Annotated in this window: 15 protein-coding genes; 4 read left to right on the top strand and 11 right to left on the bottom strand. The window is 56.7% G+C overall.

The window, feature by feature from the left end; all coding sequences use genetic code 11:
• Positions 1 to 38 precede the first annotated feature (38 nt).
• The gene (locus NW816_RS00330) at positions 39 to 2141 is read left to right on the top strand and encodes a caspase family protein (RefSeq protein ID WP_414407841.1); all 2103 of its coding nucleotides are present in this window, start codon (positions 39 to 41) and stop codon (positions 2139 to 2141) included.
• On the opposite strand, the gene NW816_RS00325 is transcribed toward NW816_RS00330, so the two are convergent.
• The 6 genes from NW816_RS00325 to NW816_RS00300 form a co-directional block, all read right to left on the bottom strand.
• The gene (locus NW816_RS00325) at positions 2138 to 2809 is read right to left on the bottom strand and encodes a DUF1614 domain-containing protein (protein WP_414358440.1); all 672 of its coding nucleotides are present in this window, start codon (positions 2807 to 2809) and stop codon (positions 2138 to 2140) included. The genes NW816_RS00330 and NW816_RS00325 overlap by 4 nt on opposite strands.
• Before the next feature lie 134 nt (positions 2810 to 2943).
• Positions 2944 to 4368 (bottom strand): hypothetical protein, encoded by a 1425-nt coding sequence (locus NW816_RS00320; RefSeq protein ID WP_414374240.1) that lies wholly within the window; start codon positions 4366 to 4368, stop codon positions 2944 to 2946.
• 162 nt (positions 4369 to 4530) lie between these two features.
• Positions 4531 to 5460, bottom strand: a complete 930-nt coding sequence (locus NW816_RS00315) for an ABC transporter permease (protein ID WP_414407840.1) — start codon at positions 5458 to 5460, stop codon at positions 4531 to 4533.
• A 50-nt stretch (positions 5461 to 5510) separates the two neighbouring features.
• Positions 5511 to 6473, bottom strand: coding sequence for an ABC transporter permease (locus NW816_RS00310; protein ID WP_414358333.1), 963 nt, complete (start codon positions 6471 to 6473; stop codon positions 5511 to 5513).
• 146 nt (positions 6474 to 6619) lie between these two features.
• A complete protein-coding gene (locus NW816_RS00305; RefSeq protein ID WP_414407839.1) occupies positions 6620 to 7396 on the bottom strand; it encodes an ABC transporter substrate-binding protein in 777 nt (258 codons plus the stop codon).
• 29 nt (positions 7397 to 7425) lie between these two features.
• Positions 7426 to 8370, bottom strand: a complete 945-nt coding sequence (locus NW816_RS00300; RefSeq protein WP_414407838.1) for a peptide ABC transporter substrate-binding protein — start codon at positions 8368 to 8370, stop codon at positions 7426 to 7428.
• Between the two features lie 527 nt (positions 8371 to 8897).
• Between NW816_RS00300 and NW816_RS00295 the strand changes: the two genes are divergently transcribed.
• Both NW816_RS00295 and NW816_RS00290 read left to right on the top strand, forming a co-directional pair.
• A complete protein-coding gene (locus tag NW816_RS00295) occupies positions 8898 to 9941 on the top strand; it encodes an ABC transporter ATP-binding protein (protein ID WP_414407837.1) in 1044 nt (347 codons plus the stop codon).
• Positions 9934 to 10974, top strand: a complete 1041-nt coding sequence (locus tag NW816_RS00290) for an ABC transporter ATP-binding protein (RefSeq protein ID WP_414358327.1) — start codon at positions 9934 to 9936, stop codon at positions 10972 to 10974. The genes NW816_RS00295 and NW816_RS00290 overlap by 8 nt, the downstream gene beginning before the upstream one ends.
• Positions 10975 to 10981: 7 nt before the next feature.
• On the opposite strand, the gene NW816_RS00285 is transcribed toward NW816_RS00290, so the two are convergent.
• Positions 10982 to 12376 (bottom strand): malic enzyme-like NAD(P)-binding protein, encoded by a 1395-nt coding sequence (locus tag NW816_RS00285; protein WP_414407836.1) that lies wholly within the window; start codon positions 12374 to 12376, stop codon positions 10982 to 10984.
• 8 nt (positions 12377 to 12384) lie between these two features.
• Between NW816_RS00285 and NW816_RS00280 the strand changes: the two genes are divergently transcribed.
• Complete coding sequence (locus NW816_RS00280; RefSeq protein ID WP_414381167.1) at positions 12385 to 12972, top strand: chromophore lyase CpcT/CpeT; 588 nt, start codon at positions 12385 to 12387, stop codon at positions 12970 to 12972.
• A gap of 4 nt (positions 12973 to 12976) precedes the next feature.
• Here the strand turns inward: NW816_RS00280 and NW816_RS00275 are convergent, their stop codons facing one another.
• The 4 genes from NW816_RS00275 to NW816_RS00260 form a co-directional block, all read right to left on the bottom strand.
• Entirely contained in the window at positions 12977 to 13387 is a 411-nt protein-coding gene (locus NW816_RS00275) for a hypothetical protein (RefSeq protein ID WP_414407835.1), read from the bottom strand.
• A gap of 89 nt (positions 13388 to 13476) precedes the next feature.
• Positions 13477 to 14088 carry an ATP-dependent Clp protease proteolytic subunit gene (locus tag NW816_RS00270; protein WP_414381170.1) on the bottom strand — a complete coding sequence of 204 codons (612 nt, stop codon included), beginning with the start codon at positions 14086 to 14088 and terminating at the stop codon, positions 13477 to 13479.
• Positions 14036 to 14680 carry a Uma2 family endonuclease gene (locus NW816_RS00265; protein WP_414407834.1) on the bottom strand — a complete coding sequence of 215 codons (645 nt, stop codon included), beginning with the start codon at positions 14678 to 14680 and terminating at the stop codon, positions 14036 to 14038. The genes NW816_RS00270 and NW816_RS00265 overlap by 53 nt, the downstream gene beginning before the upstream one ends.
• 17 nt (positions 14681 to 14697) lie before the next feature.
• On the bottom strand, positions 14698 to 15333 hold the full coding sequence (locus tag NW816_RS00260) for an ATP-dependent Clp protease proteolytic subunit (protein WP_414381174.1): 636 nt from the start codon (positions 15331 to 15333) through the stop codon (positions 14698 to 14700).
• Positions 15334 to 15390: the final 57 nt, after the last annotated feature.

The following is a 15390-nucleotide window of genomic DNA, read 5'->3' as shown; positions in this document are numbered from 1 at the left end:
GGTAGTCGTTGGGCCGGGGGTCAGCCCAGAGGGTCAACATGGAAAGGCGGTCTTTTCTGCAAAAACTCCTCCTGGTTGCTGCCGGTCTTGGCCTATCCCCTGGCTGGTTGAGGGGCCGGGCTGAGCGATATGGGCAAGCTTTGGCGGCTGGCTCCCGCAAGCTGGCTGTTCTCATCGGTATTAACCGCTACCTTGGCGAGGGATCCGCGCTACAAGGGTGTTTGACAGATGTGGAGTTGCAGCGGGAGCTACTCCTCTATCGCTTTGGTTTTGACCCGGCAGACATTCTCACCCTTACCGATGGGGCAGCCACGCCGGCTGGGATCCAATCGGCCTTTGCAGAGCACTTGGGGGGTCAAGGTCACACGGCTGAAACGGTAGTGGTGCAGTTTAGCGGCTATGGCCAGTGGCGGCTGGGATCCGCGCCCAACTGTTGGCAGCCGGTGCTGCTGTTGTCTGGCTCTGAGGGAGTGGCAGCAATGGAGCTAGACAGCTTTTTCCGGCTTTTGGAAGGCTTGGGCACTGCCCAGATCACCACCCTTCTGGACTGTGGCTTTACCTATGTCTCGCCGTCGGTGCGAGGCAACTTGCAACTGCGTTCCCGTCCCCCAGCCGCGATCTCGGACTCCTCGGAGCCGCAGCGGGTTTGGCCGTCTCCGCCCAAGGGCTTGCTGATTTCGGCCACCACCCCGCAAGACTTGGCAGCAGAAGCCGCTTGGCCAGGATTCTATGCTGGGGTACTCACCTATCTGCTGACGCAGTACCTGTGGGAAACCACGCCTGCCACTCGTCTGCTGGTGGCCTTTAACCAAGTGGTTAGCCGGCGAGAGCTGGGCCTCTTCGCCTGCCAACGCCCCACCTTGGAAGGCAAAGACACTGCTCGACACATCCACCCCTATTTTCTCATGCCCACACCGGCAGGGGTCAGCGGGGTAGTTCAAGAAGTGAAGGGAAATCGGGCTCAGGTGTGGTTAGGCGGGATCCCATCGGCGGCCCTGTGTGGTTTGCAGCCGGGTACTCTTTTGGTTCCCATTCCCGCCGATCCTTCCGCCTCTTCGCCGACGCCGCTGCTCATGCGTTCTCGCAGTGGGCTGTTGGCTCAGGTTCAGATGGCCAGTCCGGAAGGGCAGCTTCCCCCTGTGGGCACACCTTTGCGGGAGCAGCTGCGCGGCCTCTCCAGCACGCTCAAGCTTTTGGTTGGCCTAGAGGAGAACCTGGGCCGCATTGAAAAGGTGGATCTGACCAATGCCATTGCCGGCTACAGCTGGATGGAAACGGCCAACCCCCGCGAGCGACAGGTGGACTGTTTGTTGGGCCGCATCACCCCGGAAATGGCCACTGCTTTTCGGTCGGATACCCTGCTCAAACCCCTGGAAGTGAACAGCTACAGCCTGTTCTGGCCGGGGCGAGAATTGCTCCTGAATTCCTGTGGCCCAGCAGGAGAGGCTGCAGCAATGGCCGTCCAGCGGTTAGCTCCCCGTCTTGCCCATCTGCTGGCTGCCAAACGTTTGCGCACCACTCTCAATGCTGTTTCCTCTTCCTTGGCAGTGGTGGCGGAGTTGGCCGTCAAAGGTAAAGCTGCCAAAGCTCCCCCGTTGGCAGCACGCCTTGTCCAGTCTGTAGCCTCTGCTCCTGCTGAGGTGGGTATGCAGCGGTTTATGCGGGGGGATCCCTTGCATCTCACCCTTCGCAACAACAGCGAGCAGGATCTCTACGGCTACCTGTTGCTGATCGATCCGACCGGACAACTGCACCTGCTTGCCCCCACGCCTCAGGACAACTTGGCCGCACCTCTTCGCCTGGAAGCCAAGGGCAGTTTAACTTTGCCACCCTTGCCGGAAGTCGATGGGGAGCTGCGCTCTGCTGTGAGCTCCGACCTGCTCACCTGTCATGCCCAAGGGCTGACGGAACTGCTGTTTGTGGCCAGCACTCGCCCCCTGTCGGCCAGCTTGGAAGCCCTCAAAGCCATGGCCCGCAGGCTGGGGGTAGCCCGTTCGCCGATGTTGCTCAATGGGCCGCTGGAATGGACGCAAACGCTCCTCGAGGAGTTGACTCAGCGTGCCCCCGAAGGGGATCCCGACTTGCGTTGGCTGGATCCTGCCCAATCCATCACCCTTTCCCTTACCTATTTGCTGGTTTAGCTCAGCAGCAGGGCAAACAAGCCACAGAGGGCAATACCATCGAAAACCCCGGCCCCGCCAATGCTGAGAATGCCTGAGCAATTGCGCCGCAGGACTTCTGGCAGATGCAGGAGATCTGCCCCGATCACCGTGCCCAAAACTCCACCAGCAAAGGCCACTGCCGGTGCCTGGTCCCCTGCCCAAAACAGAGCGGCTAAGGCTGCCGTAGCCGGGGCAATCAAGGGGTTCATTTGAATGCCGATCCCCGGCACCACGTGGGAAGCATAGTAGCTGACCAAGGTTACCAGCGCAGTCACCGCCAGGATCAGCACGCTGTCGGCCCGCCCAAATTGATATAGGGCCAAGAGCACCGGGATCAACCCCCCGCCCACGTTCAAGGCAATTACCGTCTCCTGAGGGATTTTCGCCAAAGGGATCCCCCAGAATTGCCGCATCCACAGGCTGGCTAAGTCCTCCACCAGCGTCACCTCGCATTTCACTCGATAGAGGGGAATGTTGACCGAGCTGCCCACAAGCACTGCCAAGAGCAGCAACAACGCCCCATCTCGGGAAAAGCCCAATTTCCCCACTGCCAGCGCCACCACATCCACCGCCAACCCCAACCAAACCAGCGGCAGCAGCAGCAACAGCACTACAAACAACAACAGCGAGACCGGTAAGTAGAACATGGCAGGGATCCCTGGCGCTCGGGTGTCAGCTCCAGCCTATCAAGACTGAGTGTGATTTTTTCGGGCAAGGTCTGTAACCAGTGGGATCTCTATCCTTTGAATGAGAAATAAGTCTGCAATCGGCTTTACTCAGTCTATAGGCCGAAGATTTTGTTGCGAATATCATGAGCGATTTCAAGACCGGCACGCCAATCTCCAGCAGTCTTAGACAGGGTAATCAAATAACGTCGATCCCCATAAAAGCAAATCTTGATGTGAGGGGATTCTGAAACAAGCTCAAAACCAAAATTCTGAAGCTCTTTTTCGGCACGATTACTCCATTTTCGGTAGTCACAAAACCAGTGGTCTACAAATTCTCTAATGCTTTGGCGGCAACTGTCGCCCTCACATGCATCGTTACTCTGGATTAAGTCTTTAAGGATATGCTGAACTCGACTTTCTTGGTGCACTTGGTTAATTGCCCTGCGTAGAATTTCCAGGATAAAGCTCTTAGCCTCTTGTGGGTAAAAGTCTCTCTCATTTTCTAGCCTTAATACTATATCACATTCTGATAAGATCTGCTCTCTGTAACGTTTATCCCCTTTGCATTGGTACTGCACAGACAGAGTCTTTTGAAAACCTTCTACACTTAAATTAAGAAAATCTCTCTCCTCTTCAAGACTCTTGATCTTTTGGTTCCGGTCTTCTAGTTCTATCTCTAATTCTTGTAGTTTTTCATCTTTCTGTTGAAGCTGGCGTCGCAGATCTGAAAGCTGCCTTTCGTAACTTTGCCGCCACTGTTCTTTCTCCTCAATTTGCTGAAAGAGATCCCTGGCTCTTTGCTCTTGGAGTTGGAGCTTCTCAATCAGGCAGTTTTGCTCAGCTACCCGAGCTTCCAGGCTTGTGACTTGCTCGTTCTTCCGCTGGAGCTGAGCTTGTAGTTCAGAGAGCTGGCTTTCGTAATTGCGTAGTTGCTGCTTCCTTTCTTCTATTTGCTGAGAGAGATCCCTGATTCTCTGCTCCTGGAGCTGAAGCTTTTCAATCGAATGAGCCTGCTGAGCCAGTTGCGCTTTCAGAGCCTGGATTTGCTCATTGCTCTGCTGAAGCCGAGCTTGTAGCTGTGCAAGTTCGTCTTGCTTACTACGCAGCAGATGCTCTTTTTCCTGAACTTGCTGAGACAAATTTGTAGCGGACTGCCGCCATTTTTGCAGATCCACTAACAGTCTTTGGATCTCTTCCTCTTTTTGTGCAGCTTGATTCCCCGGTTCCAGGTTCTCTGCCTGAGCGCTTCGTAGCTGCTCTGGTGCCTGTCTCTGGGTTTCCTCATCCTTCTGTAGAAGCTGATCCTCCGTTTCCTGAAATTGCTCAAAGGAAGGACGAGGCAGCTCTAAGACAACCTGACCTCTTTGAGCCTGGGATCCTGCCAGTGATTTGTTACGCTCTACTTTCTGAGCCGCTACACTGCCAGCTCCTGCTACAAGAGCCACCGTGAGAGCTCTCCTAAAAGCTGGCTGAGGCAGAGAGGCAATGGCGGCAGCCGCGAGAGCAGTAACGATGTGGACGTTAAAGGGCTTAGCCATGACAACAGAGAGCGTTGGGCGAGAAGGAGTTGGAACTAAGGATAACCGCTGATGCCAGAACCGTGAAAGAAATACAAAAATTCTATATGGTATAATATTTTGAGGAGGAGTCCTTTGGAGCTTTGTTAAGTTTCAAAAAATCAGAAGGAAAAACAACGAACTTCACCGTTGCCGCATTTGCGGATCCAAGGCATCTCGCAATCCATCCCCGACAAAATTGATGCTCAGCACGGTCAAAAAAATCATCAGTCCGGGGAAGAAGGCCATGTGGGGCGCTTGCTCCAGGTAATTGCGGGCATCGAAGAGCAATCTGCCCCAAGTGGGCACATCCGGCGGGAACCCCAGCCCCAAGAAGCTCAGCGTTGACTCGGTGATGATCGCCGTCCCTACTGATAGCGTCGCCGCCACAATCACAGGGCTGAGCACATTGGGGAAAATATGCACCCAGATCAGCCGACGGGCCGGAGCCCCAATGGCGCGAGCCGCCAAGACAAAATCCATTTCCCGCACGCTCAAGAAGCTGGCCCGTACCAGCCGCGCCACCGACATCCAATTCAAGCTGCCGATCACCAGCACCACCAGGATAAAAATCCCCGTTTCTGGCCCTGCCAAGCGTCGCAAGCTCTCTCGAAACAGAAAGATCACCAACAACAACAGCGGCAATTGCGGCAAGGAGAGAAACAAATCCGTAAACCGCATCAGGGCCACATCGATCCAACCCCCATAAAACCCCGATATCGCCCCGATCAAGGTGCCCATCGTAATGGCCACCAGCATTGAGGTAATGCCCACTGAAAGCGATACTCGCCCGCCGCGCAACACCCGCGCCAAGACATCTTGTCCCAGGTCGTTGGTGCCAAAGGGATGGGCCCAACTGGGGGGCAGTTGAGAACGAGAAAAGTCGATCTGGCTGGGGGAAGCTGTGTAGATCAGCGGGCCCACCACACATCCCAAGATGATGAGCAGCAAGGTGGCCGTCCCAAACAGGGCCAGCCTATCCCGACGAAAGCGCTGCCAGGCATCCCCCCACAGGGTACGCGGGGGGCGTTCCTGAACGTTGGCTTGAGGGGGAGCAGGGATCGAAGCAGACATCGGACACCTCTAGAAGTTTGAGGGTGAAAGATTGTTGAAGAGCCGGATCCCTAGCGGGTATACTGCACCCGCGGATCCAAAATGCTGTAGAGAATATCCGCCACCAAATTGAAAATCACGATCAAGATGGCGTAGATAAAGGTGATGGCCATCACCACCGGCGTATCGCCCCGGAAGATGGAATCCACCAACAAAGCGCCGATCCCAGGTACGCGAAAAATCTGCTCTGTAACCAGCGCTCCGGTAAACACGGATGGAATATCCAGGGCCACCAGGGTTACCACCGGGATCAAGGCATTGCGCAAAATGTGCCGATTCACCACCACCCATTCTTGCAAGCCTTTGGCCCTGGCCGTCCGCACGTAATCCCGGTTCATTTGCTCCAGCATTGAGGCTCGCACAAAGCGCATCAGCACCGCTGCCTGGAACAACACCAAGACTGTCACAGGCATGATCGATTGGCGCACCTGGGCCACAAAACTTGCCCAATCGGTTACCCGCAGCGTGCTGTTGTAGATGAAGGGGAACCAGCGCAGTTGCACACTGAAAATGATGATGAACAAAATACCCGTAAAAAAGGTGGGCAAGGAAAAGCCAACAAAAGCCAGCGTCGTCACCACTTGGTCGAAGAGGGTGTAGCGCTTCAGGGCAGAGATCACGCCCAAAGGCACCGCCAGCAATGCGCCAATAATATATGCAGTGCCAACTATCCAAAGAGTGGTGGGCAACCGTTGCAAAATCAAGTTCAACACGGGGCTGCGGCTGGTAAAAGAAAAGCCCATATCCCCCTGCATAAAAGCCCACAGCCACTTCACATAGCGGATGTAAATCGGCTGATCTAGCCCCAAAGAACGGCGAATGTTCTCCCGTACTTCCGCAGTGATGGCAGGATTGGTGGCAAATTCTGCCATGGGATCCCCAGGTGCCAAAGCCAAGATGGCAAACACCACGATGCTGATGGCCAGCAAGGTGGGAATGGAGATCAACAGGCGATTAATCAAGTAGCGCGTCATAAAAACAAAGAGACAAAAATGAAAGCAATGCCATCATGGTAGGGATGTTGGCAGCAAAATGTTAGGGGAAAGCCTTTCTTGCCCAGAGAGGAAAAAAAGAGGCAAGGGATCCCTCCCTCACCCCCGCCCCTCCCCGACAGGATCCCCTAGGACTTGCGAGTCCAATCTTTGATGTTCCAAGGTTCCAGATCCCAGGGGGTGAGATCGATCCCTTCCAGGCTGTTGGCCGCTGCCGCCGGGCTGGAGCGGTCGATCAAAGGAATCACCGCCACATCTTCTACTGTCAGGAAGTTGTTCATTTTCTTGATCTGCTCCTCCCGTTCTTTGGCATCGGTCATCGCCACCAGCTCGGCAAACATGGCGTCGTAGGTGGGGTTGCAATAGCGGGAGTCGTTGGACTTGGCCCAGTTGTTTTCTTTCTGGGCAATCTCCTCGCAAAGGTAACGGCGCAGGTAACTCGTCGGATCCGGGTTATCGTTGCCAGTGGTGTACATCTGTAGGTCAGCGTAGAAGTGGCCCAGGTTGTCGGGGTTGTTGGGTTCGCTGTCGAAGAAGATGCTGGCATCGATGCTCTTCAGCTCCAGGTCGATGCCGATCTTGCTGAAGTCTTGCTTGATGATCTCCTGAGTTTTCTGGCGCACCGGGTTAACAGAGGTTTGGAAAACCATGCGCATCTCTACACCACCTTTGTCCCGAATGCCGTTGTTGTTGCTATCTACCCAACCGGCTTCATCCAGCAGCGCTGCAGCTTTCTCCAGGTTGAATTCCCAGGGAGCGTTGGCCCGCAGGTTTTCGGGAGATAACACGTAGTCATTGGTGGGGGTACCGGCCACGCCGTAGATCTGATCGGCGATGGTTTGCCGATCCACAGCCAGGCTCAGGGCTTTGCGCACGTTCAAGTCCGTCAGGAACGGATGGGGCACATCCTTGTGGGAGCGTTGCCCGTCTTTCTCTACTCTTTCTCTACGTTGGGGTCGGAGAAATTGATAACGATCCGCTCCATGCTCGGGCCAGGCTTGGGAATGACCCGACCAATGCCTGTAGCCTCTAGCTGAGCGAGCACTGCAGCTTCTACCTGGGTGTTCCAGGCATAGTCGGCATCGCCGGTTTGCAGCACCGCCCGTGCCGCAGAGGTGGCATCTCCACCTCCCTTCAATTCCACGCGCTTGAAGAAGGGCTTGCCCTCTTCCCGAAAGTTCTTGTTGGCCACATAGACGATCACATCCTCTGGCCTCACCTCTTCGGTAATGTAGGGGCCAGTGCCAATGGGGGCCAGGTTGGCAGGGGCCTCGCGGGAGTTAGGGCCGTTGTAGTCTTTGAAGATATGTTTGGGAATGATCATGCCGTTGCTGCCGACAAAGGGCACAAACCAAGCCACCGTCGGCTTTTTGAAGGTGATTTTCACCGTGGTCGGATCCACAGCTTCCACCGAGGCAACATCGGCATAGTATTCGGAGGTAATCGCCCCCACTTCTGGGTTGGAAACGTACTCGTAGGTGAAGACCACATCTTCAGCGGTGAAGGGTTCTCCATCCGCCCAAGTGACCCCGCTCTTCAACTTCCAGGTGACAGAGGTCAGATCTTTGGCAACGCCGCCGTTTTCAATGCTGGGGATTTCTGCTGCCAAAAAAGGCACCATTTCACCACGGGCATCAAAGCTGGCCAGAGGCTCATAGACCAAGCGGCTGGCTTCAAAGTCTTTGGTTCCTGTGGAGAGGTGAGGGTTAAGCAGAGTTGGCGCTTGCCAGTACAGCAACCGCAGGGTGTCGTCGGCTTGGGCCTGGACGGGTATCCAATGCTGGTGAACCAGCAACCCTCCCACCACAAACAGGGGAACCAACCACAGCCGCAGCTTGACCAACCGCAGTCTCAGACGTTGGAAAGGATGAAAAGACATTTACACTTACCTCTTGTAAACAGACTCAGCTAGGGGACTGGCGCTATGGCCTCCAAGTCATCCCAGAGATTTTCAGCCTTTGACTGGCAAGAACCGGGTAAGGTTCCCCCCCGGCGGTCCGATTGAGGTCAACTTTGTTGGATGAGGGTTTGCCTCAATCAAGACCTCTTTTAGGTTTAGGTTTCAGCAAGGTAGCAGATGGACGGGATTTTTCTGTAATTCGTTACACAGTATTGCCAGATCCCGCTTGCAGAGCCCTAGAGGGTTGGATTGCTGGGAATGGGGTTCCCCCGTTTGGTGCAAATGGATACGCAAATGTCTGTAGAGATGAGCAAGAATGGTGGCAGGGTTTCGTCAACCCTTAGGTGCTGCTCCTCTTTAGGGTTGGACTTGAACTCGGTCGGGATTGAGCTTGAATTGGTTTGTGTCTAAATGGTTCTAAGGGATGCTGGATTTTTCTGGAAAAATTCGCCATATAAGGGGAAATCCTTTTCCTTTGCTGTAGCGGTGACAAGGATCCCAGGAGCATGGCGCGATTGTTAGAAGTATGGCGGCTGGAAACGCGGTTCTATACCCAGGATGGAGTGGTGAAGGCCGTCAACGGTTCCAGCTTTCACGTGGACGAGGGGGAAACTCTGGGCATTGTGGGGGAATCGGGATCCGGCAAAAGTGTCACCATGCTCTCGGTGATGCGGCTGATCCCAACACCGCCGGGCAAAATTGTGGGGGGCGAGGTGCTGTTTGCCGGCCAAGACCTGCTCAAGCTGAAAGAATCGGAAATGCGGCGCATCCGGGGCAACCAGATCGCCATGATCTTTCAAGACCCCATGACCTCCTTGAACCCTGTCTTGCGAGTGGGCCAACAAATTGCCGAGGCTCTGCAGTTGCACCTGGGCATGACTCCTGCCCAAGCACGGCAGCGGACTATTGAACTGTTACAAATGGTTGGGATCCCGGCAGCAGCCGAGCGGGTGGATCACTATCCCCACCAATTCTCCGGGGGGATGCGGCAGCGGGTGATGATTGCCATGGGCCTGTCCTGCGGCCCAAAGCTGTTGATTGCCGATGAGCCCACCACCGCCTTGGATGTGACGATCCAAGCCCAGATTGTGGAGTTGATCAAAGCCTTGCGCGAGGAGATCGGCATGGCGATTATCTGGATTACCCATGATTTGGCCTTTTTGGCGGGCCTGGCCGACCGGATCTTGGTTATGTACGCCGGCCAGATTGTGGAAGAAGCTCCGTTGCACCAGCTTTACAAAAATCCCCGTCATCCCTACACCATCGGCCTGCTGCAGAGCATCCCCCGCCTGGATGAGCGCCGCCGCGAAAAGCTGCAGCCCATTGAGGGCATGCCCCCGGATTTGGTCAACTATCCCAAGGGTTGTCCGTTTACGGCCCGTTGTCGCTTCGTCATCGACCGCTGCTGGAGCGAAAATCCAGAGCTGGAGTCCGTTGGATCCCAGCATGCGGTGGCTTGCTGGGTAAAGCCGGAAGGAAAAGCCCATCTGCGGTCAGTGGCCGGTGTCGGTGGGAACGGTGAATCGCTGGAGAGGACGGCCCATGGTTGACCCCCCTTCTTTCCCGGCCAGCGCCTCTGTCGATGCTTGCCCACCTGAGACCGGCCAAGCCACCTTGGTGCGCGTCGAAAACCTAAAAGTGCATTTTCCCATTCGGCGGGGGCTAATCCTGCAACGACAGGTGGGATCCGTCAAGGCGGTGGATGGGGTGAGTTTTGCGGTGCGGCGGGGAGAAACCCTGGGGCTGGTGGGAGAATCGGGCTGTGGCAAGAGCACCCTTGGGCGAGCCATTTTGCAGTTATATCGGCCCACCGCCGGGAACGTGTATTTTGGGGGTGTCGATCTGACCCAGCTCAGCCCGGAAGAGCTGCGCCGCATGCGGCAACGCATGCAGATGGTGTTTCAGGATCCCTATGCCGCTCTGAATCCCCGCCAGACGGTGGGGGCAATTGTGGGGGAGCCCCTGACAGTCTTTAGGGTGGCCGGGGGCAAAGCGCAGCAGGAGCGAGTCAGGGAGCTGCTGGAGGTGGTCGGCCTCAATGCCAACTTTGTCAACCGCTATCCCCACGAGTTTTCGGGCGGGCAACGGCAGCGGATTGTCATTGCCCGTGCCTTGGCTTTGAAGCCGGATTTTATTGTCTGTGATGAGCCGATCTCGGCTTTGGACGTGTCGATTCAGGCCCAGGTGATTAACTTGCTGCAGTCTTTGCAAGAGCAGTTCGGCCTCACCTATCTGTTCATCGCCCATGACCTGAGCGTGGTGCGCCACATTTCCGACCGGGTGGCGGTGATGTACTTGGGCAAGGTGGTGGAGCTGGCGGATCGCGACGAGATTTACCAAAATCCTCTCCATCCCTATACCCAGGCACTGCTCTCGGCAGTTCCCATTCCCGACCCGGAAGTGGAAGCCAGGCGCAAGCGGATCATCCTCAAGGGCGATGTGCCTAGCCCGGTCAACCCGCCCAAAGGATGCAACTTCCACACCCGCTGCCCTTGGGTAACAGAGGCGTGCCGTCAAGATCCACCCCCGGCATTTCGCGAGGTGAGCGCGGGGCATTTTGTGGCTTGTCACCTGGTGCCCTAGGTAGCCCTCAAGGGATCCCGGCCACGCCGGTTTGGCGGGCAGCCTGGATTACCGCAGCGGCCACCTGAGGAACCACCCGCCCGTCGAAGACCGAGGGGATGATCCACTGGGGATCCAACTCTTCGGCAGGGATCAAAGCCGCAATGGCTTGAGCGGCAGCCACACACATCTCGGTGTTGATCTGCTTGGCCCGGCAATCGAGCGCTCCCCGAAACACGCCGGGAAAGGCCAGCACGTTGTTGATCTGGTTGGGGTAGTCGCTCCGCCCAGTGGCCATCACCGCCACCTGATCGCTCACCAGCTCGGGCTGAATCTCCGGCACCGGATTGGCCAAAGCAAACAGGATGGGATCCGGTGCCATTTTTTCTACCATCTCCACTGTCAGGGCATTGGCCACGCTCACCCCAATAAACACATCCGCTCCCACCAAGGCTTCCGCCAGGGATCCCTTCTCCTCGACGGCAATGGCCGCCTTCTCGGGGGTGAGATCGGAACGGGAGCGGCTGAGGATCCCTTGGCGGTCGCAGACCAGGATGTGGGCTGCCCCGGCCCGCCGCAGCAGTTGCGTCACGGCAATGCCGGCTGCCCCGGCCCCGTTGAGGACAATGCGCACCTCGTCTAGGCTCTTTTTCACCACTTTCAGGGCATTCAGCAGCGCCGCCAGCACCACAATGGCGGTGCCGTGCTGATCGTCGTGAAACACCGGCAGGTTGAGGCGGGCCTTGAGCTGAGACTCAATGGCAAAGCAGCGAGGGGCGCTGATGTCTTCCAGGTTAAAGCCGCCAAATCCCGGCGCCAGGCGCACCACCGTCTCTACAATTTCCCCCACCTCCTGAGTGGCCAGGCACAGAGGAAAGGCATCGATATCGGCAAAGCGCTTGAACAGCGCCGCCTTCCCCTCCATCACCGGCAAAGCTGCCTCCGGGCCGACATTCCCCAAGCCCAGCACCGCACTGCCATCGGTTACAATGCCTACACTGTTGCCCTTGATGGTGTACTCATAGACCGCGGCGGGGTTGGCAGCAATTTCTAGGGAAACCCGCCCCACCCCCGGCGTGTAGGCCATGGCCAGATCGGCGGCGCTCTCCAGGGGGCTTTTGGCCACCACCTGCAGCTTTCCCCCGCGGTGCAGCTCAAAGGTGCGGTCCACCACCCGCTCCACCTTCACATTGGCCAAGGAGGCAACGGCGGCGTAAATTTGCTGAGCATGCTCGCTGCTGACGGCATCTACACAGATTTCTCGCACCGTTTCTGCTGCCGATTGGTGGATGAGATCGATCTGGCTGAGGCTGCCTCCCACTTCCGCAATGGCCTGGGTGACGCGGGCTAGGGCTCCCGGCTGGTTGAGCAGGCGAATGCGCAGGGCAATGCTATAGCTAGAGCTGGGGGTAAGTTTTGTCATAGCTCCCTATGGTAGACGAAAAATCCAATTCCGACTTGTACACCTTGGCCGATTGGCTGGAGGGTTACTACAGCAACCGCGCCCAGGCGATGGCAGAGCCGGTGTGGTTTGTGCCGGTCAGCCTTTGGTACGTGCGCCTTCCCCACCTGTTCTCGGAGGGGATCGGCTTTTTTACCGAGCAATTTAACCAGCACACGCCGGGCCAGTTTTATCGCAGCCGGGTGCTCCAGGTATTGGGGGATCCCTTGCGGATCGAGAACTACAAATTGCGGGATCAAGCAGCTTGGGCAGGTGCCTCTCAGGATCCGCAGCGCTTGGCGCAGCTCTCCTTGGCCGACCTGGAGCATTTGCCCGGCTGTCGCATTTTGGTGGAAAAGCGCCCAGACTGCTACCACGGCGAAATGCTGCCAGGTGGAGAATGTCGTCTGAACCCCGGGGATAGCACCTATATCCACATCGAGTTCGACCTCACCCCCAGCGAATTCATCACCTGGGATCGGGGCTTTGACGCCGCCACTGGCCAACAAACCTGGGGATCCCGCGCCGGCCCCTACCGCTACCAAAAAGGGATCCCACCGGCTCCTCTTCAGGTCTGAACCTTCAAAACAGGAAGGGAAACAGATCTCGAAACCCTTTGCGCAGCCTGAGCAAAAAGATCAGCCGCTCCACCTCTGGAGAGACAGATCCGGTTTCGGGCCGAGCTGCCAAGGCTTCCTGGAGTTCTAGAGCTTCGTCGGCGGTGAGGGGCTGATTATCGACCGGAGAGCGAGCCCGCAAATCTGGCTGCGCCCGCAGCACCTCCTCAGGGATCTCAGAAGCGGGGGGCAGAGCCAAAGCCTGATCTGGGGGATACAGCAGGAACACCAGCAGACTGGCCCATCCACCGCTCCTTCTGGCCCAATGCTGTCGGTTCACCTGGTCGGATCTCCCGGCTAACTCCACCCTAATCCTAGCCACCCCAAAGACCTCAGCCCGTCTCTCGGCACCGCAGAACCGGCACGGTGAGATCATGAAAGGATCCCAGGTGTATTCCTCGCGGGTTCAATTCTTCAACATCCGACTCAGGAGCTTGCCCAGGCTATTTTTTGGATCCAGCCATCCTAGCTGGCGATTGCTTCTGAGCGCTCCTGGATCACCCGGTCTACTATGCCGTATGCCTGAGCTTCTGTGGCCGAGAGGTAAAAGTCTCGCTCCACATCCCGCTCGATTTTCTCCAGCGGCTGGCCGGTGGTTTGTGCCAAGATCTCGTTCATGCGCCGTTTGACCCGCAGCGTTTCGCGGGCGCGAATTTCAATGTCGCTGGCTTGGCCTTGGATTGTGCCCAGGGAAGGTTGGTGAAGCATGATACGGGAGTGGGGCAGGGCAAACCGTTTTCCCTTAGTGCCGGCAGCCAGCAAAAAGGCTCCCATTGAAGCCGCTTGGCCCACGCAAACCGTAACGATATCTGGCTTGATGTGGTTCATGGTGTCGTAGATGGCCATGCCCGCCGTCACAGAGCCACCGGGAGAATTGATGTACATCACAATGTCCTTTTGCGGATCCTGCGAGTTGAGGTAGAGCATCACCCCCACGATGGTATTGGCCAAGCTATCGTCAATGGGCTCGCCGATAAACAAAATCCGCTCTTGGTACAGGCGATCGTCAAGGCTAATCCACTGGCTATAGGGCTCGCCGGGCAAACGGTAGGGAACCCGAGGCACTCCAATCGGCATAAGTTTCTCCTGGCAAAGTATGAAACACAGAACGACGCGCTTGTAAGATATCTTCCGCGCTCAAATCCAGCTGGGGCAAAACCGAGGAAACAATGCGTCCAGATCCAGTTTTGACCTCGCCTTCGTATTCTCCGCCAACCCAGCGCACCGCGGAAACGGACTGCTTGGCTGGATCCACTGGGATCCCACGGGCAGCATAATCTTTGCGCTTGTCTTGATCATCGCGTTTTTCATGGTCCACTCCGGGGCAAACCACCTCCTCCACCAGCAGCGGCGGGGGCATGGGCAGCCGAATGGTTCCGCGACCGTTTCCCAGCAAGCTCACATGAGCGGGATGCAAAACCATCACATCTGGGTTGCGAAACCGAGCCTTGGCTGCGGGCACTTCGACCTCAACTTGGCCCAAGCTCAGGCGTTGGATGGGCAAAAACTTGGGCAATTCCGCAACCAGAAACAGCTCAATGAGGGTGTTCATACGCTCCTCGGCTTCCCGAATGGACCCGTCTTCAGGTTCAACCCGTCCTTCATAAAGCCCGTCCGTGAGGCGTAGGTACTCCCCCACCGTCAAAGGCTGTACGGGAACTTGAACCATCGACGGATCCCTCTGCTTCAGTTTTTGGCTGCTGCCAACCTCGGCAAGACTTTGGAACTGGTCAGCACCTGATCGATGAGGCCGTAGGCTTTGGCTTCCTCTGGTGTCATGAAAAATAGCCGCTCCGTGTCCTTCTTGATGCGCTCCATAGGCTGGCCCGTGCTGCGGGACAGTTGCTCCAGCATCATGTTGCGCAAAGTCAGAATCTCGCGGGTGCGAATTTCAATGTCGCTGGCCTGTCCGCGGGTGCCACCGTAGGGTTGATGGAGCACGATGGTGGCATTGGGCAGACTGGCCCGAAATCCTTTGGCTCCTGCTGCCAATAACATGGCCGCCATCCCAATGGCATTGCCGATGCAGATAGTATGCACAGGCGGCTTGATGTAGTTCATGGTGTCCAGAATGGCAAAGGCCGCTGTGTCGTAGTTATAGGTGCCCGTCGAGTTGATGTACATCTTGATCGGCTTTTCCCGATCCTCGTACTGCAGATACAGCAGTTGCTCGATGATCAGCTTGGTGACGTTGGCATTCGACTCCTCTGCAAGGGGCAAGCCCAGGTAGACAATGCGCTCCTGCAGCAGCAGCGAAGCCAAATCTGGGGGTGGGGTACGAACCGGAGCGCCGCCATAGTAGTAGTAGGTCGATTGCACCATGCCAGAGATCTCCTACGCCTGGGTCTGTTCAACTGAAAAACACCAGAAAAACAACAC

The organism is Synechococcus sp. W55.1, from assembly GCF_047461655.1.
Classification (GTDB): domain Bacteria; phylum Cyanobacteriota; class Cyanobacteriia; order Thermostichales; family Thermostichaceae; genus Thermostichus.
Note: the sequence above shows the minus strand (reverse complement) of the source record. Positions and strands in the feature narration are given on the sequence as shown.

Coding starts and splice junctions, on each gene's coding strand:
- NW816_RS00330 (WP_414407841.1), top strand. CDS start 39: ATGGAAAGGCGGTCTTTTCTGCAAAAACTCCTCCTGGTTGCTGCCGGT.
- NW816_RS00325 (WP_414358440.1), bottom strand. CDS start 2,809: ATGTTCTACTTACCGGTCTCGCTGTTGTTGTTTGTAGTGCTGTTGCTG.
- NW816_RS00320 (WP_414374240.1), bottom strand. CDS start 4,368: ATGGCTAAGCCCTTTAACGTCCACATCGTTACTGCTCTCGCGGCTGCC.
- NW816_RS00315 (WP_414407840.1), bottom strand. CDS start 5,460: ATGTCTGCTTCGATCCCTGCTCCCCCTCAAGCCAACGTTCAGGAACGC.
- NW816_RS00310 (WP_414358333.1), bottom strand. CDS start 6,473: ATGACGCGCTACTTGATTAATCGCCTGTTGATCTCCATTCCCACCTTG.
- NW816_RS00300 (WP_414407838.1), bottom strand. CDS start 8,370: ATGTCTTTTCATCCTTTCCAACGTCTGAGACTGCGGTTGGTCAAGCTG.
- NW816_RS00295 (WP_414407837.1), top strand. CDS start 8,898: ATGGCGCGATTGTTAGAAGTATGGCGGCTGGAAACGCGGTTCTATACC.
- NW816_RS00290 (WP_414358327.1), top strand. CDS start 9,934: ATGGTTGACCCCCCTTCTTTCCCGGCCAGCGCCTCTGTCGATGCTTGC.
- NW816_RS00285 (WP_414407836.1), bottom strand. CDS start 12,376: ATGACAAAACTTACCCCCAGCTCTAGCTATAGCATTGCCCTGCGCATT.
- NW816_RS00280 (WP_414381167.1), top strand. CDS start 12,385: ATGGTAGACGAAAAATCCAATTCCGACTTGTACACCTTGGCCGATTGG.
- NW816_RS00275 (WP_414407835.1), bottom strand. CDS start 13,387: ATGATCTCACCGTGCCGGTTCTGCGGTGCCGAGAGACGGGCTGAGGTC.
- NW816_RS00270 (WP_414381170.1), bottom strand. CDS start 14,088: ATGCCGATTGGAGTGCCTCGGGTTCCCTACCGTTTGCCCGGCGAGCCC.
- NW816_RS00265 (WP_414407834.1), bottom strand. CDS start 14,680: ATGGTTCAAGTTCCCGTACAGCCTTTGACGGTGGGGGAGTACCTACGC.
- NW816_RS00260 (WP_414381174.1), bottom strand. CDS start 15,333: ATGGTGCAATCGACCTACTACTACTATGGCGGCGCTCCGGTTCGTACC.